This window comes from Oceanospirillum beijerinckii DSM 7166 (assembly GCF_000422425.1).
GTDB classification, from domain to species: Bacteria; Pseudomonadota; Gammaproteobacteria; order Pseudomonadales; family Halomonadaceae; genus Oceanospirillum; species Oceanospirillum beijerinckii.
On sequence record NZ_KE383829.1, the window covers coordinates 160219 to 183186 of the forward strand.

At 48.6% G+C, this 22968-nt stretch carries 18 protein-coding genes; 17 read left to right on the forward strand and 1 reads right to left on the reverse strand.

The genetic code is table 11. The features are described from left to right. Positions 1–6: 6 nt before the first annotated feature. From ftsL to lpxC, 14 genes are all read left to right on the forward strand, one after another. Positions 7–381, forward strand: a complete 375-nt coding sequence (ftsL, locus tag H579_RS0120660; protein WP_051228116.1) for a cell division protein FtsL — start codon at positions 7–9, stop codon at positions 379–381. Further along, the gene (locus H579_RS0120665; protein WP_028302230.1) at positions 378–2087 is read left to right on the forward strand and encodes a peptidoglycan D,D-transpeptidase FtsI family protein; all 1710 of its coding nucleotides are present in this window, start codon (positions 378–380) and stop codon (positions 2085–2087) included. The genes ftsL and H579_RS0120665 overlap by 4 nt, the downstream gene beginning before the upstream one ends. Before the next feature lie 4 nt (positions 2088–2091). Beyond that, complete coding sequence (locus H579_RS26895; RefSeq protein WP_051228119.1) at positions 2092–3687, forward strand: UDP-N-acetylmuramoyl-L-alanyl-D-glutamate--2,6-diaminopimelate ligase; 1596 nt, start codon at positions 2092–2094, stop codon at positions 3685–3687. Continuing rightward, complete coding sequence (locus H579_RS0120675; protein ID WP_028302231.1) at positions 3684–5081, forward strand: UDP-N-acetylmuramoyl-tripeptide--D-alanyl-D-alanine ligase; 1398 nt, start codon at positions 3684–3686, stop codon at positions 5079–5081. The genes H579_RS26895 and H579_RS0120675 overlap by 4 nt, the downstream gene beginning before the upstream one ends. A 28-nt stretch (positions 5082–5109) precedes the next feature. Then, the gene (gene mraY / locus H579_RS0120680) at positions 5110–6192 is read left to right on the forward strand and encodes a phospho-N-acetylmuramoyl-pentapeptide-transferase (protein ID WP_028302232.1); all 1083 of its coding nucleotides are present in this window, start codon (positions 5110–5112) and stop codon (positions 6190–6192) included. 123 nt (positions 6193–6315) lie between these two features. Next, a complete protein-coding gene (gene murD / locus H579_RS26900) occupies positions 6316–7749 on the forward strand; it encodes a UDP-N-acetylmuramoyl-L-alanine--D-glutamate ligase (RefSeq protein ID WP_051228122.1) in 1434 nt (477 codons plus the stop codon). Then, positions 7739–9166 (forward strand): putative lipid II flippase FtsW, encoded by a 1428-nt coding sequence (gene ftsW, locus H579_RS0120690; protein WP_245583327.1) that lies wholly within the window; start codon positions 7739–7741, stop codon positions 9164–9166. Before murD ends, ftsW begins: the two co-directional genes overlap by 11 nt. Next, positions 9147–10286 (forward strand): undecaprenyldiphospho-muramoylpentapeptide beta-N-acetylglucosaminyltransferase, encoded by a 1140-nt coding sequence (gene murG, locus H579_RS0120695; RefSeq protein WP_084624264.1) that lies wholly within the window; start codon positions 9147–9149, stop codon positions 10284–10286. Before ftsW ends, murG begins: the two co-directional genes overlap by 20 nt. 28 nt (positions 10287–10314) lie before the next feature. After that, a complete protein-coding gene (murC, locus tag H579_RS0120700) occupies positions 10315–11721 on the forward strand; it encodes a UDP-N-acetylmuramate--L-alanine ligase (protein ID WP_051228134.1) in 1407 nt (468 codons plus the stop codon). After that, entirely contained in the window at positions 11708–12634 is a 927-nt protein-coding gene (locus H579_RS0120705; RefSeq protein ID WP_028302236.1) for a D-alanine--D-alanine ligase, read from the forward strand. The genes murC and H579_RS0120705 overlap by 14 nt, the downstream gene beginning before the upstream one ends. 18 nt (positions 12635–12652) lie before the next feature. Next, the gene (locus H579_RS0120710) at positions 12653–13360 is read left to right on the forward strand and encodes a cell division protein FtsQ/DivIB (RefSeq protein ID WP_028302237.1); all 708 of its coding nucleotides are present in this window, start codon (positions 12653–12655) and stop codon (positions 13358–13360) included. 78 nt (positions 13361–13438) lie between these two features. Next, the gene (gene ftsA / locus H579_RS0120715; protein WP_036567096.1) at positions 13439–14716 is read left to right on the forward strand and encodes a cell division protein FtsA; all 1278 of its coding nucleotides are present in this window, start codon (positions 13439–13441) and stop codon (positions 14714–14716) included. 36 nt (positions 14717–14752) lie between these two features. Beyond that, positions 14753–16006 (forward strand): cell division protein FtsZ, encoded by a 1254-nt coding sequence (gene ftsZ, locus H579_RS0120720; protein WP_028302239.1) that lies wholly within the window; start codon positions 14753–14755, stop codon positions 16004–16006. 108 nt (positions 16007–16114) lie between these two features. Then, positions 16115–17026: a UDP-3-O-acyl-N-acetylglucosamine deacetylase gene (gene lpxC, locus H579_RS0120725; protein ID WP_028302240.1), complete on the forward strand. Its 912-nt coding sequence runs from the start codon at positions 16115–16117 to the stop codon at positions 17024–17026. A gap of 110 nt (positions 17027–17136) precedes the next feature. Here the strand turns inward: lpxC and H579_RS30180 are convergent, their stop codons facing one another. Then, a complete protein-coding gene (locus H579_RS30180; protein ID WP_084624266.1) occupies positions 17137–17622 on the reverse strand; it encodes a DciA family protein in 486 nt (161 codons plus the stop codon). Positions 17623–17673: 51 nt separating this feature from the next. Here H579_RS30180 and H579_RS0120735 point away from each other — a divergent pair, with 51 nt between their 5' ends. From H579_RS0120735 to argJ, 3 genes are all read left to right on the forward strand, one after another. Continuing rightward, a complete protein-coding gene (locus H579_RS0120735; protein WP_028302242.1) occupies positions 17674–18603 on the forward strand; it encodes a M23 family metallopeptidase in 930 nt (309 codons plus the stop codon). 117 nt (positions 18604–18720) lie between these two features. Continuing rightward, complete coding sequence (gene secA, locus H579_RS0120740) at positions 18721–21444, forward strand: preprotein translocase subunit SecA (RefSeq protein WP_028302243.1); 2724 nt, start codon at positions 18721–18723, stop codon at positions 21442–21444. A gap of 177 nt (positions 21445–21621) precedes the next feature. Further along, on the forward strand, positions 21622–22836 hold the full coding sequence (argJ, locus tag H579_RS0120745; protein WP_028302244.1) for a bifunctional glutamate N-acetyltransferase/amino-acid acetyltransferase ArgJ: 1215 nt from the start codon (positions 21622–21624) through the stop codon (positions 22834–22836). The last annotated feature ends 132 nt before the right edge of the window (positions 22837–22968 follow it).

Sequence of the window (22968 nt, forward strand, 5' to 3'; positions counted from 1 at the left end):
CGCAGTATGAGCCAAGAGGGACATTCTAAGGGGGCAACCCGCCGTCATGTGGAGCCTAAACCTTCTTTGGTGGCAAAAGCAAAAAGTGAGCTTTTGCATCTGCTGCCCAGGCATATTCCCCGTTCCGGCTGGTTATTTCTTTTTTTAACAGTGGTGACATTGTTATCTTCACTCTGGGTTGTTTTTGCTGCCTATGAGAACCGTTTAGCCTATGCTGAGTTGCGCGCCCTTGAGCAGCAGCAGACCGAATATGAAGTTGAGTGGGGGCAGCTGCTGCTGGAGCGCAGTACCCTGGCTTCACCTAACCGTATTGAACAGTTGGCTCGTGAGTCCCTTCAAATGCAGGCTGTCACCCCTGAACAGATGCAGGTCCTGCGATGAGTGGACAATCACCAATGCGAGAGCAGCCTAGTTCGGCCATTATAGGCTTTCGTTATCCTATTGCCCTTATTGTTCTTGCTATTGCTGCCTTGATGCTCGCGGGGCGTATGATTCAGTTGCATATTGCTGACCGAGAGTTCCTGCAGGAGCAGGGTGATAACCGCAGTGTGCGTATTGATGAGATTCCTGCGTATCGAGGCATGATTCTGGATCGTAACGGTGAGCCTCTCGCGGTCAGTACGCCTGTGACCACCGTTTGGGCCAACCCCAAGCGTTTTAATGCTACTGATGCACAAGTTCGTAAATTGGCAGAAAAACTGTCGATTCCCTATTCGAGCTTGAAAAGTAAGCTGATGTGGGCGCAAGAGAATGCCAAAGGTTTTATCTATCTAAAGCGCCATATGATTCCGGCAGATGCAGAAGAGGTGTTTGATCTTAAGCTCAAAGGGGTTTATGCCAAGCATGAATATAAGCGCTACTATCCTGCCCACGAAATGGCTGCCCACATTGTCGGTTTTACCAATATTGATGATATCGGCCAGGAAGGTCTGGAGCTGGCGTTTGATGAATTTCTTACCGGTGAGATCGGTAAAAAGAAGATTTTGAAGGATCGGCGTGGTTTGGTTTTTCGGGATCTGCAGATGATTCAGCAGCCGGAGCACGGTAAAAACCTTGAACTGACTATTGATTTGAAATTGCAGTTTATGGCCTATCGTGAATTAAAGGCTGCAGTGGATCAGCATAACGCCAAAACAGGTGCGGTTGTGATGTTGGATGCCAAGACGGGTGAAGTATTGGCAATGGTCAACCAGCCTTCGTTTAATCCCAACGACAGATCTCAGTTGGATGTGGCCGCGACTAAGAATCGTGCGTTGATCGATCTGTTTGAGCCGGGTTCTACTGTTAAACCTTTGACCATTGCGGCAGCGATTGCCAGTGGTAATTATAAAGCTGATGATGTGATTAATACGGCGCCGGGGTATATGCGTTTGGGTTCTCAAACCATCCGTGATTTTCGTAACTACGGTGACCTTAGCATGACAGGTATTATTACTAAGTCCAGTAACGTGGGGGTTGCACGTATTGCTTTGTCAATGGCAGAAGACACGGTTGCTAATTTCCTGCAGCAGTTGGGTTTGGGGCAGAGCACGGGTTCAGGTTTTCCTGGTGAAGGTGTAGGTACTCTGGTCATTCCGCGGGCAAGGGAGAAAGCTCGTATTGCGACGATGGCTTACGGGTATGGTCTTTCAGTAACGTCGTTGCAATTGGCACAGGCTTATCAGGTGATTGCAAATAAAGGTCTGAAAAAGCCGGTGCGTATTTTAAAAAGTGTTGAGGCTTTGCCAGCGGAGCAGCTGATGCCAGAAAAAATGGCTCAGGCCGTTGTTGAAATGATGGAAACCGTTACTCTGCCGGGAGGCACTGGTACTCGTGCTAAAGTTCCGGGTTATCGTGTAGCGGGTAAAACAGGTACGGTGCATAAGATCGGCAGTAGTGGTGGCTACGATTATGAATATATGGCTGTTTTTGCCGGTATTGCTCCGGTGAGTGATCCCCGTATTGTCACCATAATATGGGTCGATAGCCCTTCTGGTCAGGAGTATCACGGCGGTGAAGTGGCTGCCCCTATTTTTGGTCGCATTATGGGGAATGCTTTGCGTTATCTGAATGTGCCGCCTGATAAGATTGAAGAAGAGGAGCAGTAAGCCTGTGCCTGATCGTTACTTACGGAGTATCTGTTCTGCTCTACAAGCACTTTTCCCGCACTTCTTCTGTCCAGATAATCTATCTGGACAGCTGCGTTTAGACTCCCGTCAGGTGCAGAGTGGTGATCTGTTTATTGCTCTGCAAGGCAGTCAGTTAGATGGACGTCGGTTTATCCCTGCTGCTATTGAGCAAGGTGCTGCCTTGGTATTGGTTGAGTCTGATCAGGATCTGTGTTCGTTTGAGCCCGCTGTTGGCGATGATGGGCTGGTAAATAATAAGCAGGCTGTTGTGGTTGAGCTAACAGATCTACGCCGCCGCCTGGGACAGTGGTTGTTTGAAGCCAGCAATATTAATGACCCGCGTTTTACCCTCATAGGCGTTACAGGTACCAATGGTAAAACGTCGGTTAGCCACTATCTGGCGCAACTGCTGGAAAGCCTGCACAAGCAAACCGCAGTGATTGGCACTGTAGGTATCGGTGCCTTGGATAGCCTGAAAACCGCAACGCATACCACCCCCGACCTGATCTCTTTACATCAGACATTGGACCAGCTGTTTCAGCAAGGTTTTTACCATCAGGCGATGGAAGTCTCTTCTCATGCGTTGGACCAGCAGAGAACCGCGGGTGTGCCGTTTACGGCCGCAGCGTTTACCAATCTCAGTCGTGATCATTTGGATTATCATGGTTCTATGCAGGCCTATGGTGAAGCTAAGTTGAAACTGTTTCAGCAGCCAGGTTTGCCCTTGGCTGTAGTCAACCTTGATGATGCTTTTGCTGAGCAGATTATGCTAAAGCACAGTGCAGAGCAGTGCTTGACTTACAGTTTGTCCAATAGCGCTGCAGATCTTTATTGTCAGCAGATCACTGCAACAACCGAAGGTTTTCAGCTGCAACTGGCAGGGCGCTGGGGGGAGCATCAATTAGATCTACCTCTGTTAGGGCAATTTAATATCGCCAATGTACTGTCAGCTTTGTTAACCCTGCTCGGTTTGGGTTTTGACCTTCAGGCGCTTTATCAGTCCGTGAGCCAGCTTAAACCGGTTCCGGGGCGCATGCAGTTGGTGACTACTGCTCAGGCAGAAGATCGAAAGGTAGATCAGGCGCAGGATAGTGGCCTGCTTCAAGCGCCTAAGGTTGTCGTGGATTATGCTCATACGCCAGATGCGTTGGACAATGCCCTGAGAGCTGTGCGGGAGCATCTGCAAGGGCGTCTGTGGTGTGTCTTTGGTTGTGGAGGCGATCGAGATAGAGGTAAGCGCCCTCTGATGGCGCAGGCTGCTGAGAAACTGGCGGACTGTGTCGTAGTGACCAGTGATAATCCGCGCACAGAAGATCCGCAGCAGATTATTGCTGATACCTGCCGGGGGCTGAGCAACCCTGCCGTATTAGTGGAAGTGGATCGTCAGCGGGCTATCCAACAAACCTTGTTATTGGCTAACGCTGATGATGTGGTTTTGCTGGCGGGGAAGGGTCATGAAGCCTATCAGGAAATCGACACAGAACGTTTTGATTTTGATGATGTTGAGCAAGCGAAACAGGCTCAACGGTTGTATTTAGAGCAAGCCCAAAAAAATAACTCACAGGGAGAAGCAAAGTGATCCGTGCTATTACTTTTTCCGAGTTACAGCAGCGTTTTGGCGGTGAGTTGATTAACGGTGATCTGGCATTTGAGCGTCTGGTGATAGATTCCCGCCAAGTTGAAGCAGGTGATCTGTTTCTGGCTGTTAAGGGTGCGCGCTTTGATGCTCATCAGTTTGTTCCCCAGGTTATTGAAGCAGGTGCAGCGGGTTTAGTGGTCAGTGAGTCACAGGACTGTGGTCTACCGCAGTGGCTGGTGCCGGATACTCAGCTGGCGCTGGGGCAAATCGGTCAGTTTAATCGTGATCGTTTTGCTTCACCTGTTATTGGTGTGACAGGTAACAGTGGTAAAACCACGGTTAAAGAGATGCTGGGTGCGATTTTGACGCAAACAGGCAACACCTTGATCACGCAAGGAAATCTGAATAACGAGTTTGGCGTACCCTTAACCCTTCTGCGTCTGAGTGAGGAGTATCAGTCTGCCGTGATTGAGTTAGGTGCAAACCATCTGGGTGAAATTGCCTATACTGCAGCCCTGGCACAACCTCATGTCGGTATCGTGCTGAATGTCACCGGTGCCCATGTGGGTGAGTTTGGTTCTATGGATAATATCGCTCAGGCTAAAGGCGAGCTGATTACGGCGCTGGGTGATAGTGGCATTGCGGTGATTAACGCCGATGATGCATTTGCTGCTCAATGGTATCGGCAGGCTGGAGGGCGTCAGGTGATGCTGTTCAGTGCTGAGAGTGAAAATAAAAGCCGGCTTGAGCTGTTAATGGCAGCAGATAATGGGAGAACTCAATGGCTTACAAGCCGGAATATTCGCCGCAACGATCTGGGTTATAGCTTTGAGCTATGTTTTTCCGGTAGTGAAGTCACGGTTAATCTGCAGGTGCCGGGACGGCATAATGTTTCTAACGCCTTGGCAGCTGCGGCAGCGGCTTTTGCTATTGGTCTTAAGGCGGAACAGATTGTGACTGGGTTAGAATCATTCTGTGGTGTCAGCGGGCGCTTACAGACTGTTACCGGGTTAAAGGGTGCGACTGTGCTAAACGACAGTTACAATGCCAACCCCGGTTCAGTTCGGGTGGCGATAGATACTCTGACCGATTATCCCGGTCAGCAGATTTTGGTGCTGGGTGATATTGGTGAATTAGGCGATAGCAGCTCAGAGGCTCACTATGAGCTGGGGTTGTATGCCAAACGAGCCGGTGTTGATCGCTTGCTGACTTTAGGTGATGACAGTGAACAAGCCTCTTTGGCTTTTGGTGCTGGTAGCAGCCATTGGTGGGACAGAGAGCGGTTAATAGAAGAATTAATGACGCAACTACAAGCGGATTGCACGGTATTAATTAAAGGCTCACGTGCAGCAGCTATGGAGCTTGTAGTGGAGGCGATCAAACTTAAGCGATAAAAACGATAATTTAGGATTAAATCGACCCATGCTTCTGATTATTGCGGACTGGTTTGCCCAGTACTACAGCCCATTCAGTGTATTCAGTTATTTGACGTTAAGGGCTATTCTGGGGGTGCTGACCGCGTTGGCATTTTCTCTGGTTCTCGGCCCTTATATGATCCGCAAACTGGTTGAGGCTCAAATCGGTCAGGCGGTACGTAATGATGGTCCCCAAAGCCATCTGAGTAAAAATGGCACGCCAACCATGGGCGGTGCTTTGATTATCAGCGCCATTGCGATCAGTACCCTGTTATGGGCTGATCTGAGTAACCGCTATGTGTGGGTGGTACTGCTGGTCACTTTGCTGTTTGCTGCGATTGGCTGGGTGGATGACTACCGCAAAGTGGTGGAGAAAAACCCCCGAGGTCTGCCTGCAAAATGGAAATATTTCTGGCAATCGGTGACCGGTGCGGGAGCGGCAATTTTTCTGTTTACTACTGCGCCAAGCCTGGCTGAGACCTCGTTGATTATCCCTTTCTTTAAAGACTTTGCCTGGGAGATGGGCATCTTCTTTGTCATTCTGACCTACTTTGTGATTGTGGGGACCAGTAATGCGGTTAATCTGACCGACGGCTTGGATGGTCTGGCAATTCTGCCAACGGTATTGGTAGGGTCGGCACTGGGTGTGTTTGCTTACTTGTCCGGTCACCTGCAGTTTGCGAGCTATCTGAATATACCTTACATCGCAGGTGCTGGTGAGTTGGTGGTGTTCTGTGCCACGATTGCCGGTGCGGGTTTAGGCTTCCTGTGGTTTAACACCTACCCTGCTCAGGTTTTTATGGGCGATGTGGGTTCTTTGGCTCTGGGTGCTGCGCTGGGTGTTGTAGCCGTGATTGTGCGTCAGGAGATCGTGCTGTTTATTATGGGCGGCGTGTTTGTGATGGAAACGGTGTCTGTAATTTTACAGGTCGGCTCTTATAAGCTGACTGGGCGTCGTATTTTTCGTATGGCACCAATACATCATCACTTTGAACTAAAGGGTTGGCCGGAGCCACGGGTGATTGTTCGCTTCTGGATTATTACGGTCATTCTGGTATTGATTGGGCTGTCTACTTTAAAACTGCGCTAATGGCGCAGTTTCCGCTTGCTGGGCAGCCTGTCGCAGTTGTCGCTCAGGAAGAAAGACTGTCGAAAACAGTAGGCTGTTATGAGCCTGAAATAGGCTCAAGAGTATAAGTAAGAGGATAAGGTTTTGCCACACTCCGTCATCATAGGTTTAGGTCAGACAGGTTTGTCTTGTGCTCGTTATCTGGCAAAAAAAGGCGTGGATTTTGCGGTAGCTGATACTCGCTTTAAGCCGCCTATGTTGGAGCAGTTGGAAGATGAATTTCCTGAGCTGGAGATCTGGTTAGGGCCTCTTGATAGTTCTCTTCTGAGAGAGGCTCAGGAACTGGTTGTCAGCCCCGGGGTTGCTATCAGTGAACCGGCTATAGCGGAAGCGATGCACTTTGGTGTTTCTGTAGTGGGCGATGTCGAGCTGTTTGCCCGAGAACTGGCTGATAGAAAACGCTCCGAAGGCCTGAGTGCGCCGGATGTGATTGCTATTACTGGTTCCAACGCTAAAAGTACGGTTACCTCTTTAGTCGGTTTTATGGCTGAGAAGGCAGGAATTAACGTAGGGGTCGGCGGTAATATCGGCTTGCCGGTACTGGAGTTGCTGGAGCAGGATGAGAAAGCATTATACGTACTGGAATTATCCTCTTTTCAACTGGAAACCACCCATACTTTAAATGCCAAAGTCGCAACTATTTTGAATGTCAGTCCAGACCACATGGATCGTTATCCTGGTATCGTTGAGTATGGCCTGGCAAAGCAAAGGATCTATGTGGGTTGTCAGCATGCTGTTGTTAATCGTGCAGATGAAGCGACTTTACCTGTGCATCAACGCATACCTAATGGCATCACTTTTGGTTTGGATTGTCCTGATGAAGGGCAGCTGGGTCTTCGGGATACAGATCGGGGCACAGTGCTGGCATTGGGTGAAGAGATACTACTGCCTGTTGATCAGATGACATTGACCGGTCGTCACGGCCAGGAAAATGCCTTGTCATCCCTGGCTCTGGGCTTAAGCGCCGGTTTACCCATGGATGCTATGTTGGATGCTCTGACTTGTTTTGAAAGTCTGCCTCATCGCTGTCAGCCTGTTGCTGAAATTGATGGGGTGCAATATATCAATGACTCAAAAGGCACCAGTGTCGGTGCAACGGTCGCTGCACTAAAAGGTCTGGGGCCAGGCTTGGCAATAGATGCTGATGGTAAGGCTCAGGGTAAAATTGTTTTGATTGCGGGGGGGGATGGCAAAGGTGCAGTGTTTGATGATCTGGTTCAGCCTGTACTCGACTTTGCCCGTGCAGTGGTGCTGATTGGTCGTGATGGCCCACACATTGCGGATATTTTGCCCGATACAATCGAGATGAAGAAAGCTGGTGATATGGCCAGTGCAGTCAAAACGGCACAGACACTGGCGCGGCCAGGAGATCTGGTGCTGCTTTCTCCTGCTTGTGCCAGCTTTGATATGTTTGCCGGTTATGCCGCCCGTGGTCATGCTTTTGCCGAAGCCGTAAAGGCATTGATGCCAAGCCTGCCAAATGTGCAAGGCGTGCAGGAGTCGACAGGTGTCCACTGAGCATCCTTCCTATCAGAGTGATTCCTTGCATTCGTCTCAGTCTGCTCAACGTAGGCCCGGTGCGTCGTACGATAACGGCGGGCCCGCTTTTAGTGATACCTCAGCGTCTATTGATGAGCTGACGGCAGCCTATGATGAGTCGAATCGTCCTTATTATGATGAGCCTGATTTTTCAGCGAGTTGGAAGCAGACTCTGGCAGAGAAATTATCGCCAATCTCATCGGCGTTAAACCTGCCTTATGTCAACCGGGAGATGACCCGGCGCTTGGATGGTTGGTTGCTGTTTTCGGCGATCTTTCTGTTGTTCCTGGGCTGGTTGATGGTGACCTCTGCTTCAATGGAAGTGGCGGGTAGCCGCTATGGCAATCCGTTCTTTTTCAGTTTACGTCATGGTATTTATCTGATCATGGGGTTGGGTTTAGGCCTGATGATCATGTTGGTGCCCATGCGTTGGTGGTATGACAATAGTTTCGTACTCCTTCTATTGGCCTTTTTGCTGTTGATTGCAGTGTTGGTGCCCGGGATCGGTAAAGAGGTGAATGGTAGCTCCCGTTGGATCTCTTTGGGGGTTGTTAACCTGCAGGCCTCCGAGTTGGCCAAGCTGTTTATGATGGTCTATTTGGCGGGGTATCTGGTGCGTCGCCTGAATGAAGTACGTGAGCAGTGGTCCGGTTTTATTAAGCCATTGGCGGTTATGGTTTTTATGGGCCTGCTGTTGATTATGGAGCCTGATTACGGGGCAACGGTGGTCATTCTGGGCAGTATGTTGGGTGTGCTGTTTCTGTCTGGTGTGGGCATGAAACGCTTCCTGATGCTGTTAATAGCAACGGTTGGTTTGGCAGGCTCTATTGCTTTGATGCAGCCTTACCGTCTGAAGCGCCTGACCACCTATTTTGATCCTTGGGCCGCTCAGTTTGATTCCGGTTATCAGTTGACTCAGGCATTGATTGCTTTTGGTCGCGGTGGTTGGAATGGCTTGGGACTAGGCAATAGTGTTCAGAAGCTGTTTTATCTGCCTGAGGCCCATACTGACTTTGTGTTTGCAATTCTGGCCGAAGAACTGGGACTAATAGGTGCTCTGCTGACTCTGTTTATATATGGGGTGCTGGTTTATCGCATGGTATCTATTGCCAAACGTGCCGGTGAAACCGGTTTACTGTTCCACTGCTACACCTGTTTTGGTCTGGCTCTGGTTATTTCGGCTCAGGTGTTTATCAATATCGGTGTAAATACCGGTTTATTACCCACTAAAGGCCTGACGCTACCCTTTATGAGTTACGGTGGCAGTAGCTTATTGATTAGTTGTGTTATGGTGGCTATCGCGTTACGGGTTGATCTGGAAGCCCGCTATACCCTGGAAGAAAAAGCCAACGAGATTGAAAAGAAGCGAGAGCACTATGCCCGTCGACGCAAATAAGGATATCCCTACTACAGCTGGTGGTTATAACGCTGTCCCACAAGAGAGAAACCTAACCGGTAAGAAAGTTCTGATAATGGCTGGTGGTACTGGTGGTCATGTGATTCCGGCGTTGTCCCTGGCAAAAGACTTTCAGAGTAAGGGCTTAACCGTTGAATGGTTAGGTGGGCACCAGGGAATTGAAAACCGATTGGTTCCTGAGGCTGGAATTAAGCTGAATCAGGTGGATGTTGTAGGGCTGCGCGGCAAGGGACTAGTGCGTAAACTGGTTGCTCCTTGGTTGATTCTTAAGACTGTATTACAGGCCAGAAACATCTTAAAGCGTTATCAACCCGATCTGGTAGTTGGTCTGGGTGGTTTTGCCAGTGGGCCTGGTGGTTTAGCCTCTAAGCTGCTGGGTATTCCTCTGTTTATTCATGAACAAAATGCTGTAGCGGGGATGACCAACCGTTGGTTAAGTAAGTTTGCCCGTATCACTTTCGCAGCCTTTCCTGGGGCTTTTCAACAAGTGGATGCAGTGGTGACAGGCAACCCAGTACGAGAGCCGCTGTTTACCATTGAGGCAAAGTCGACGATTACAGCGCCATTTAAGCTATTGGTAGTGGGCGGTAGCCTGGGTGCTCAGGCGATTAATGAATGCTTGCCGGGTGCTTTGGCAAAAATACCAGTAGAGTTAAGGCCTGAAGTGCGTCATCAATCTGGTAAGGGCAAATTGGACAGTACTCAGGAGTACTACCGCCAGGCTGGTAGTGAAGCTCAGGTGATTGAGTTTATCGATGATATGCATGAAGCCTTTGCATGGGCCGATGTTGTGCTTTGCCGTGCCGGAGCGTTAACGGTATCGGAGCTGGCAGCCGCAGGGCGAGCTTCCATTCTGGTGCCCTTACCGACTGCTGTCGATGATCATCAAACGGCTAATGCGCGTTTTTTGGTGAATGAAGAGGCGGGTATTTTATTGCCGCAAAAAGAGATGACTCAGGAAACTTTGGCTCAGCAGTTGGTCGAACTGTCCCGAGAGCCGCAAAGAATAATACAGATGGGTAGCAATGCCCGCAGAGTTGCACGGCCACAAGCAACCCAAGAGGTTGTTGTGCAGTGTTTGGAGAGTAGTTTTGGCTGAAGAAAAATTAGGTTTTCAGGTGCCTGAGATGCGCCGCATTCGTCGTATTCACTTTGTGGGTATTGGCGGCGTAGGTATGTGTGGTATTGCTGAGGTGCTGCTGAATCAGGGGTATCAGATTTCTGGCTCAGATCTAAAGAACTCGGCTGCTGTACAACGTTTGACTGCTCTGGGTGCTGAAGTATTTATCGGTCATACAGAAGGCAATGTGATTGGGGCTAACGTGGTTGTGGTATCAACCGCGATCAATACCGATAACCCTGAGGTGTCTTATGCTTTGGAGCACCGCATCCCTATCGTTCGCCGGGCTGAGATGTTAGCTGAGCTGATGCGTTTCCGTCATGGTATTGCTGTGGCTGGAACTCATGGTAAAACAACGACAACCAGTTTGATGGCGACGGTTCTGGCTGAAGACGAGCTGGATCCGACCTTTGTTATCGGTGGTCGTTTGAACAGTGCCGGTGCCAATGCCCGTTTGGGAGAGAGTCGTTATCTGGTGGCCGAGGCAGATGAAAGCGATGCCTCCTTCCTGCACTTACAGCCGATGGTCGCTATTGTTACTAATATCGATGCGGATCATATGTCCACCTATGGCGGTGATTTCAGTAAGCTGAAGCAGACCTTTATCGACTTTCTGCACAACCTGCCTTTCTACGGTCTGGCTGTAGTTTGCATCGATGATCCTGTGGTACGTGAGTTATTGCCTCTGATCAGTCGCCCTGTCATCACCTACGGTTTCAGTGAAGATGCCGACTACCGTGTAGATAATTTCCAGCAGGATGGTCAGCAAATTTGTTTTACAGCGCGTCGTCCTGAAGGTATGGCTGATCTGAATATCAAGCTAAATATGCCGGGTCAGCATAACGCCTTGAATGCTTTGGCGACTATTGTGGTGGCCAGTGATGAAGGTGTGACTGATCAGGCTATCTGCAATGGTTTAGCGCGTTTTGATGGTGTTGGGCGCCGTTTCCAGATACTGGGGCAGCTAGAACACGATAAGGGTAGCGCTATGCTGGTGGATGATTATGGTCATCACCCGCGAGAAGTCGAAGTAACGATCCAGGCGGTACGTTGTGGTTGGCCTGATCGTCGTCTGGTGATGGTGTATCAGCCTCACCGCTTTAGCCGTACCCGTGATCTATATGAAGATTTTGTCCAGGTTTTATCTGGGGTGGATAAGTTACTCTTGATGGAAGTATTTGCGGCGGGAGAGGAAGTGATTCCTGGTGCCGATGGGCGTGCATTAAGTCGAAGTATCCGTGAGCGTGGCCAGGTTGAACCTATCTTTATTCCAGAAAAAACTGAACTGAAAAAAGTGCTGCGTTCTGTATTGCAGGATGGTGATATTCTGTTGTTGCAAGGTGCCGGTGATATTGGTGGTTTAGCTGTGGATTTAGCTGCCCAGGGCTTAGGTAAGCAGGATGGAGAGCAATAAGATGCGTGTGGCTGTGTTATATGGCGGTACTTCCGCAGAAAGAGATGTCTCTTTAAAAAGTGGGCGGGCGGTTATTGCGGCACTGGAAAGTGTTAATACAGATGTCATCGCTATTGATGTACAACATAACTGGCTGGAGCAGTTGCTGGACAGTCAGTTTGATATTGCTTTTTTGGCGCTGCATGGTCGTGGCGGGGAAGATGGCACCATTCAGGGTCTGTTAGATAGTCTGGAAATCCCTTATACCGGTAGTGGGGTTCTGGGCTCAGCTCTGGCGATGGATAAGCTGAAAACTAAACAAATTTGGCAAACCCTGGGATTACCAACACCTGCTTATGAGATTATTACGCCTGATAGTGATCCGGAAGTGATTTGGCAGCAACTTTCAGTACCTATGATGGTGAAACCGGTACATGAAGGCTCCAGTATTGGTTTATCCAAAGTTGAGCAGCTTTCAGAGCTGAAGGAAGCGATTGATAAAGCGGCTGAGCTGGATAGTCAGGTGATGGCTGAAGAGTGGGTGACCGGGCGGGAGTACACTATCTCGATTCTTGATGGTAAGGCGCTGCCGGTCATTGGTCTGGAAACCCATCATCAGTTTTATGATTATGAAGCTAAATACCTGGTAAATGACACCCGTTATCTATTGCCATGTGGTTTAAATCAAACAGAAGAAGAGGCTTTACAAACTCTGGCTTTGGAAGCTTTTAATGCCGTGGGTTGTCGCGACTGGGGGCGTGTTGATGTGATGGTTGATCAAGAGGGTAAACCTCAGTTGCTGGAAGTCAATACCTTGCCAGGTATGACTGATCATAGCCTGGTGCCTATGGCCGCAAAAGCGGCAGGCTATAGTTTTGCTGAACTTATTTTGGCAATTATCGATGCCGCTCAAAAGCGTTATCACAACGGCTAAGTCAGAGGCTGATGTAAGTTGAGCAGACGTCTGATTAGGCTGGATTGGTTGAACCCCATTGTATTAACCCTTCTGTTTGTTGCTCTTGCGGGGGGGTACAAATTTGTCCAGCCGTTGCTCGAGTGGCCGGTTAGTGACGTGAGAGTGCAAGGCAAGCTGGAGCATACGGATACGCGAGCGTTACAATATGTATTGGCCAAAACATTGGCTCCAGGTTTTCTGGCCGCTGATCTGGGTGAAGTAGAGAGATCGGTAGAACGACTACCCTGGGTACACTCAGCTCAGGCCAGCCGGATCTGGCCGGAGCAGTTAGAATTAAGGATAACCGAGAAGAGAGCTATCGCAAATTGGTTGCAAAATGGCCTTTTGGATTCTAATCTAGTGCCCTTTTTCCCGAAATCATCGCCTGACTTTGATGATTTGCCAAAGTTAGCAGGCCCTGTGGGTAGCGAAAAGCGGGTTTGGCGTTTATATCGTGAGCTTCATAAAGAGCTGTCAGGGCAAGGGTTAGAGCCCGATGTACTCTCTATGGCCAGCCACGGTGCATGGTCATTGCATATTAAAGATGGACCTTGGGTTTTGCTTGGTAAGGATCACAGGGAACAGAAAATTGCACGCCTGACGTCGGTGTATAAAAATCTGGCCGATCGATGGCATCAAATCCGTTTGATAGATATGCGCTATCCGAACGGTTTTGCTGTTGAATGGCAGCAAGAGAATTTATAATCTAGCGGCAAGGTTTGGTTTTTCTTTAGTTTTTATCGGCATTGTTTTGAGGAGTATGCCCGGCTTATGGCAACAGAGATGACAAATAACAATATGGTTGTCGGGCTTGATATCGGAACATCAAAAGTGGTTGCCATTGTCGGTCATCGTTTGGCTGATGGTGATATTGAGATTGTCGGTATCGGTTCCCACCCATCCCGAGGTTTGAAAAAAGGGGTGGTGATCAATATTGAGTCCACAGTGCAATCGATTAAACGTGCAGTGGAAGAAGCTGAATTAATGGCCGGGTGTAATATTCACTCGGTTTTTGTCGGTATTGCGGGTAGTCATATTAAGAGTCAGAACTCTCATGGTGTAGTGGGTACCACTAACCGTGAAGTGACACAGTCAGATATTGATCGGGTAATTGAAACAGCACAAGCTGTTACTTTCCCTGGGGATCAGAAAATTATTCATCTGTTGCCACAGGAGTATGCCATTGATGATCATGAAGGTATTAAAGAACCTTTGGGTATGTCAGGGGTACGACTGGAAGCAAAAGTCCATTTGGTAACCGCTGCTGTGAACGCGATCCAGAATATTGCCAAGTGTGTGAACCGCTGCAATTTAGCTGTCGATGGCATTATTTTAGAGCAATTAGCATCCAGTTATGCTGTGCTGAGTGAGGATGAGAAGGATCTTGGCGTCTGTTTGGTTGATATAGGTGGTGGTACGACAGATATTGCCATTTTCACTGAAGGCGCTATCAAGCATACAGCGGTCATTCCTATTGCAGGGGATCAGGTGACCAATGATATTGCGATGGCTTTGAGAACTCCTACTCAGAATGCTGAAGAAATTAAGATAAAATATGCTTGTGCCCTGACACAGTTAGCGAGTGAAGAGCATGTGTTTCAGGTGCCAAGTGTAGGGGATCGTGAACCTCAGGAATTGTCTCGCCAGAGACTGGCTGAAGTGGTTGAACCTCGTTATGATGAACTGTTCACTTTGGTGCGTGATGAGATTCGCCGAAGCGGCTATGAAGATTTAATACCAGCAGGTGTCGTATTAACCGGTGGTACATCCAAAATGGAAGGTGTACCCCAGTTAGCGGAAGAGATCTTCCATATGCAGGTGCGAATTGCTTCGCCAAGTAATATTAAGGGATTATCCGATGTGGTTGGAAATCCTATATACTCTACAGGTGTAGGTCTTTTGGTATACGGTTTAGCAAACAGTGATGCGGTTTCGACAGCAGGTCGTTATGTCGAAGAGCAACCTGTTACGACTGTAAAAAGTCATAATACACCTCATCAGGTTGATGACGATTCCGGTGTGATTGATAAAATCAAGAGCTGGTTTAAGGGTAACTTCTGACAGAGCTGCGTTTTGTGAGTTTGAGGAGACTGGATAATGTTTGAAATTTTAGATAATGCAGCAAATGCCAATGCTGTCATCAAAGTTGTCGGTGTCGGCGGCGGTGGCGGTAATGCGGTTACCCACATGCTTCGACACAATGTAGATGGTGTCGATTTTATTGTGGCTAACACAGATGCCCAGGCGCTAAAAAAAGTAGAAGCGAAAAGCATTCTGCAACTGGGTAGTGAGCTGACTAAAGGTTTGGGTGCTGGTGCTAACCCAGAAGTGGGGCGTCAGGCTGCACTGGAAGATCGTGAGCGTATTGCAGAGCTTCTGTCAGGTTCTGATATGGTATTTATCGCAGCAGGCATGGGCGGTGGTACAGGCACAGGTGGTGCACCTGTTATTGCTGAAGTGGCTCGTGAGCTGGGTATTCTAACCGTTGCCGTTGTAACTAAGCCGTTTCCGTTTGAAGGCCGTAAGCGTATGGCCATTGCAGAAGCAGGGATTAAAGCCCTGTTTGAGCATGTTGATTCTCTGATCACCATCCCTAATGAAAAACTGCTGACCGCGCTTGGTAAAAATACCAGTCTTCTCCAAGCGTTTGGCGCAGCAAATGATGTGCTGCTGGGCGCAGTACAGGGTATTGCCGATCTGATCACTCGTCCTGGTATGATTAACGTTGACTTTGCAGACGTCCGTACGGTGATGTCTGAAAAAGGCATGGCAATGATGGGGTCGGGTTCTGCCAGTGGTGAGAATCGCGCACTTGAAGCGACGGAGAAAGCAATTCGCAGTCCTCTGTTGGAAGATATTGATCTGCGTGATGCCCGTGGCATTCTGGTTAATATTTCTGCTGGTTCTGATTTCTCTATCGGTGAATTCACCGCAGTGGGTGATCTGCTGGATGAGTTCTCGTCTGAACGTTCAACTGTCGTAATCGGTACCTCCATTGATCCTGAGATGAATGACAACGATGAGGTTAAAGTGACTGTTGTGGCAGCGGGCCTTGGACCTGATATGGGGCGTGCTGAGAGACCTGAAGAGCAGGTTGTTGTTCCTGTAGAAGAAAAGAAACCAGAGCCACGTGCTACAGCTGTTGCACCAGATACCGTTCCGGTTGAAGCCCGGCAGCCCGCTACAGCGGCTGGTTCCAGCTCAGCTCCGACTGACTATACTAAGCTGGACCGTCAGCCTGCTATTAATCGCAAAGCTCAGGAAGCTGCAGCGATGAAAAAACAAGCCGAAAGTAAATCTGATATGGATTATCTGGATATCCCGGCATTTTTACGTCGCCAAGCTGATTAAATAAGTGTTTTCGGCGTAAGTTATACAAAAGGTGCTCGAACCTGATAGCTGTTAGGGGCGGGTTTTTGTTAATATTAGGGTAATCCATCTAAGACGAAAGAAGCAGGCATGATTAAACAGCGGACACTAAAGAATACCATTCGTGCAACAGGCGTAGGCCTTCACTCCGGTGAGAAAGTATATTTAACCCTGCGTCCAGCCGCTGTTGATACTGGTATCGTTTTCCGCCGTACGGATCTTGATCCGGTCGTGGAGATAAAAGCGACGGCCACTAATGTCGGCGAGACAACTCTATCCACTACCATTAGCAGAGGCTCCGTTAAAGTAGGGACCATCGAGCATTTGCTGTCTGCTTTGGCGGGTTTGGGTATTGATAACTTGTATGTTGAAGTCAGTGCAGCAGAAGTACCTATTATGGACGGCAGCTCGGGACCTTTTGTTTTCCTGATTCAGTCAGCAGGGATCTGTGAGCAGGATAAGGCTAAGCGTTTTATCCGTATTAAAGAGAAACTGGAAGTTTCTGAGGGAGATAAGCAGGCTTGTTTTCTGCCTTATGATGGTTTCAAGGTATCTTTTGGTATTAATTTCGATCATCCGGTGTTCAGTAACCAAAAGCAGGATATCACAATCGATTTTTCCAGCACTTCTTTTGTAAAAGAAGTGAGCCGTGCCCGTACCTTTGGCTTTATGCAGGATATAGAGTTTCTGCGTTCCAAGAATTTAGCGTTGGGCGGCAGTATGGATAATGCCATCGTTGTTGATGAGTATAGTATTCTGAATGAAGACGGTCTGCGCTATGAAGATGAGTTTGTACGCCACAAGGTCTTGGATGCTATAGGTGATTTTTATCTGCTGGGGCATGGCTTGATTGGTGAGTTCCGCGGTTATAAATCTGGCCATGGCTTAAATAACAAGCTGTTGCGTGAACTGCTGGCGCATCCAGAGTGCTACGAGTTGATTACATTTGAAGAAGCAGAGTCTTCCCCAATCTCTTATATGAAACCTGCCGCCGCAGTGTAGTATTTGACTGGCTACAGGTCATGAGTTCAATGGCGTGTTGAAAACACAATCGGATAAATAATAAAGCCTCCTGTCGGAGGCTTTATTATTTATACACTGTCTTTGTTCTATTACCCGTCTCTTTCTGGATGTGTGATATGACGAGCAAGACTATGCAAAGCATCTTGCAGCCCCTTATCGTGGCAATGACTGGCCGTTTCCTCTATGGTGTCGGCAATAAATTGATTGCGTTGTAAGTGATGACTTGCCATTGTCGCGTTTTTTTTTCGTTCAGGCCTTACTTTTACGGTTAATTTGCTGATATTAGCCCATGAGTGATATTGGTTTATCTGATTCAATAATGGCTTTTGGATCAGTCGTAAGCGGGTTAGCAGGGTAGCCGACCGTACATGCAGAGTTAATTCTGTACGGGAGATATTGGCAACTTGGCACTGATCTTGAAGGCTGGTGGGTAGAAAAACACTAATCTCAGCATTGAGCTGGCGTAAGAAAGCGCTTTTACGAAATAGTTTGCATAACAGGGTGTTTTCTTTGTGAATTATCTCATTCAGCCGTTTTGTCGAGCGCGATGTTCGCATATACTGTGCCTGGCCCATGGTCAAGTTAAATAAGTATTTAATATACGGAAATAATTTAAGGTCAACTTGATGAATATCGTTATTGTAAATAATAAAAATACAGAATCAAAACACCTGAAAATTTCGGGAGTTATGATCGTATTTTTACTCTCGATATTTATCGTGATGCCTCTGACGCTTGGTGGTGGCGCGCTTTATTATATGATGAATCAAGAGCCCCAGGTGCTCAGTGAAGAATCAACGCGTCAATTGCTAGACGATATGCGTAGTCAGAAAGCTGAAGTAGAAAAAATCCGTAAACATTCCCAGGATCAGTTGGATGCCTTGACCGTCCGTATGGCTGAGCTGCAAGCTCGCTTAGTCCGTCTGGATGCGCTGGGTAAGCGCTTGACTCATATTGCGGATCTGGATGAAGGCGAGTTTGATTTTGACCGCACTCCGCCAGTAGGTGGCCCGGAAGCGAATGAACTGGGGGTTGAAGTCGAGCTGGATGACTTCATCACCACCATTGATGAACTCGCACGGACTATTGATGACCGTGAACAGCAACTGGAAGTAATAGAAGCTTTACTGGGTAACCGAAAAATACAGGATGATGTCTTTATTGCTGGCCGCCCTATTCGCAAAGGGTGGCTCTCTTCTAAGTATGGCAAGCGTACAGACCCCTTTACTGGTCGTGTAGCGTGGCATGAAGGTGTCGACTTCGCTGGTAAAGATGGCTCTGATATTATCGCAGTTGCTGCAGGTGTTGTTACTTGGGCAGGACCGCGATACGGCTATGGGCTGCTGGTTGAAGTAGACCATGGTGGTGGTTATACCACTCGTTATGCTCACAATAAAAAAGCTTTGGTAAAACCGGGTGATATTGTCGGTAAGGGGCAAACACTGGCCCTGATGGGAAGTAGTGGGCGATCAACCGGGCCTCACGTTCACTATGAGGTCAGGCATAAAGGCCGGGCGGTGAACCCATCAAAATTCATTTACCGAGCTAGCCGCTGAAATCCCTCTATAGAATCATTTCTGCCCGCATCAGTACGTGTTACTATGCGGGCAGAATTTTATTTACTTTCCAAGCCTTAACGCCGCAAAGGCGTTTCTCATTGCTGAAGAAATACCATGGTTGCATCTCTATTAAAAAAAATAATCGGTAGTAAAAACGACCGTGAACTGAAACGGTTAAGGAAGATTGTCCGCAAGGTTAATGGCTTAGAAGATCAAATTAAGGCGTTATCCGATCAGGAACTGCAGGCTAAAACACCAGAGTTCCGTGAGCGACTGAATGAAGGGGCGACCCTGGATAGCCTGTTGCCAGAAGCATTTGCGGTATGTCGCGAAGCCAGTAGCCGTGTCATGGGCATGCGTCATTTTGATGTCCAGTTAATCGGCGGTATGGCCCTGAACAGTGGCAAAATTGCAGAGATGCGCACCGGTGAGGGTAAAACCTTGGTAGCGACTCTGGCAGTTTATCTGAATGCTCTGACAGGCAAAGGCGTACACGTTGTTACTGTGAACGACTATCTGGCTCGTCGTGATGCTGAATGGATGCGTCCTCTGTATGAGTTCCTGGGGTTATCCGTTGGTGTCACTGTCTCTGGCATGATGCCCGAGCAGAAACGTGCGGCTTACAACAGTGATATCACCTACGGCACCAATAATGAATTTGGTTTTGACTATCTGCGCGACAATATGGCGTTTAGTCTTGAAGATCGTGTACAGCGCGGACTGAATTTTGCTGTAGTGGATGAGGTGGACTCCATTCTGATTGATGAAGCCCGGACTCCACTGATTATCTCTGGTGCTGTCGAAGATAACACCGATATGTATCGTACAGTGAATCGTCTGATCCCTATGTTAGAACAAGGGGAAGAGGGTGAAGAGGGCGCGACCACAGGCCACTTTATCAAAGATGAAAAACAGCGCACTGTTGAGTTGACAGAAGAAGGCCATCAGTTTGTTGAGGATTTGCTCAACAAAGAGGGCTTGCTACCGGAAGGTGAGAGTCTGTATTCGCCGTCTAATCTGAACCTGCTGCATCATATTAACGCGGGGTTGCGTGCTCACAACCTGTTCCAGCGTGATGTACATTATCTGGTGCAAGACAACGAGATTGTTATCGTTGATGAGCACACAGGTCGTTCCATGCCGGGACGCCGTTGGTCTGAAGGCCTGCATCAAGCGGTGGAAGCAAAAGAAGGTGTAGCAATTCAGAACGAAAGCCAGACTATGGCTTCGACCACCTTCCAGAACTATTTCCGTTTGTATGACAAGCTGTCAGGTATGACAGGTACGGCAGATACGGAAGCATTTGAGTTTCGCCAGATCTATGCACTGGATGTGGTGGTAATTCCAACCAACAAACCGGTTCAGCGTGAAGATCGTAACGACCTGGTCTATCTGACCATGGAAGAGAAATTTGAAGCGGTGATCAAGGATGTAAAGTATGAGATCGAACAGGGGCGCCCTGTATTGGTTGGTACTGCATCCATTGAGGCTTCGGAATACGTTAGTGGTTTGCTGAAGAAAGCCGGTGTTAAGCACAACGTACTGAATGCGAAACAGCATGCCAGTGAAGCAGGTGTGATTGCGCAGGCAGGCCGTCCGGGGGCAGTAACCATTGCTACCAATATGGCGGGTCGTGGTACCGATATCGTTTTAGGCGGTAAGTGGGAAGCGGATGTTGAAGCGCTGGATAATCCTACCGAAGAGCAAATCGCCAAGATCAAAGCAGAGTGGAAAGAACGCCATGATGCGGTACTGGCAGCAGGTGGTCTGCACGTAGTAGGTTCCGAGCGTCACGAATCCCGTCGTATCGATAACCAGCTACGTGGTCGTTCTGGCCGTCAGGGTGATCCGGGTTCTACCCGTTTCTTCCTGTCCCTGGAAGATGATCTGATGCGACTGTTTGCCTCTGACCGTGTGCGTGGCTTTATGCAGGCGCTGGGCATGGAGAAGGGTGAAGCGATTGAACACCGCATGGTGAGCAATGCGATTGAGAAGGCCCGGCGCAAGGTTGAGGGGCGTAACTTCGATATTCGTAAGCAGCTACTGGAATACGATGATGTGTCTAACGATCAGCGTACCGTAGTTTATCAGCAGCGTGATGAAGTGCTGAAAGCCGAGTCGTTGGCGGATATGATCGATTCTATCCGCGCTGATGTATTGAACGATGCCATTGATACTTATATTCCACCGCAAAGCATGCCCGAGCAGTGGAATATATCTGGTCTGGAACAGAATCTGGAAGCAGAGTTCGCTCTGCGTCTGCCTGTTCAGCAATGGCTGGATGAAGATCAGGGGCTGTATGAAGAAACCCTGCGTGAGAAGATTCTGGCAGAGTTGACTCAGGTTTACCGTGCTAAAGAAGAGCATGTGGGTGAAGAAACTATCCGCCAGTTTGAGAAACAGGTGCTGTTGCAGGTACTGGATCAGCGCTGGAAAGAACACCTGGCTGCGATGGATCATCTGCGTCAGGGCATTCATCTGCGTGGTTACGCTCAGAAGAACCCGAAACAGGAATATAAGCGCGAGTCGTTTGAGCTGTTCCAGTCCATGCTGTCCAACATCAAGCATGATGTGATTCGTATCCTGAGTCATGTACAGGTGCAGCAGGAAGCTGATGTTGAGGAGATGGAGCGTCGTCGTCGTGAGGCGGAGGCCGCTCAGCAGTACAGCTATCAACATGCACAAAGCTCAGGTATGTCCGAAGAGGAACAAGCGGAAGGCCAGAGTGATGAAAATGGTCAACCTTTTGTACGTGAAGGTCGTAAGGTAGGCCGTAACGAACCTTGTCCTTGTGGTTCAGGTAAGAAGTACAAACAGTGTCACGGTAAGCTAAGCTAAACCACACTGTGTGATCTTAGGCCTTAATACACCAGCCTGTGTTTTTCAGTGCTGGTGATTAAGGCCTTATTTTATTAGGATCTTCGGTTTTGTGGCATCAAGCCCTAAAAGTTTGTAAATCTGAATTTTTCCTGCCCGTTTTGACGTTGTGTCCGGGTGTGTTGTAAGGAGTTGATCATGGCGGTTGGCCCATCTGAGTTACCTGTTTTTAATGTGATTGAAGGCGTTCGTTTAGGGGTTGCCTGTGCTGGCATCAAAAAACCGAATCGAAAAGATGTGGTAGTGATTGAGTGCCCGGAAGATGCCAGTATTGCTGGTGTTTTCACTAAGAATGCTTTTTGTGCTGCTCCTGTTATTGTGGCAAAAGAGCATATTGCACAAACATCACCGCGTTACTTATTGATCAACACTGGTAATGCGAATGCCGGTACAGGTGAGCAGGGTTATCAGGCTGCGCAGCAATGTTGCCAGGCTCTGGCCCAGGCGACAGGTACTCAGGCTGAAGAGATTTTGCCATTTTCCACTGGTGTTATCGGTGAGCCTCTGCCTGTCGATAAGATCAAAGCGGTACTGGATCAGGCGGTGGCTAATCTGGCTGTGGATAACTGGGTGGGTGCTGCTGAAGGTATTTTAACCACAGACACTCGTCCAAAAGGTGCGGTGGCTCAGGTTGAGATTAACGGTCAAACGGTTTCTATCAGTGGTATCTCCAAAGGCTCGGGCATGATTAAGCCTAATATGGCGACAATGCTGGGCTTTATTGCCACTGATGCGACTATTGAAAAAGAACTGCTGCAGGAGATGCTGGCGGCAGGGTCCAATCGTTCCTTTAACCGTATTACGGTCGATAGCGATACCTCCACTAATGATGCTTGTATGCTGATCGCCACCGGCAAATCCGCAGCCATCAGTCGTGATGACGCCGCCGCAGTCACGGCTTTCCAGCAAGCGCTGGATGATGTAATGCGTGTACTTGCACATGAGATCGTAAAAGACGGTGAGGGTGCGACCAAGTTTGTTGAGATTAGTGTTGAGCAAGCAGCCAGCGCAGACGATGCGTTGGAGATCGCTTTTACCGTTGCACATTCACCTTTGGTTAAAACCGCACTGTTTGCCAGTGATGCCAACTGGGGACGTATTTTGGCTGCGGTAGGCCGCGCGAATATTGCTGAGCTGGATGTCAGCAAGATTAATATCTGGCTGGGTGATGTGCAGATTGTTACTAATGGTGGCCGTAACCCTGAGTACACTGAAGAAGCGGGCGCTGCGGTCATGGCTCAGGAAAATATCCGTATTCTGATCACGCTCTCTGCAGGTGATGAAAGTGAAACTGTCTGGACAACGGATCTGTCACACGATTACGTCACGATAAATGCGGACTATCGGAGCTAAGATCAGTCGCGAAGCCTTATTTCGTTATATCTAGATCTTAGTGTTGTGTATACCCAGGCAGAAATCAGTGAAGTTTATTCATTCATCTACCATGATTTGACCGGTGGACTGTTCAAGCTATTTTTGTCTGGG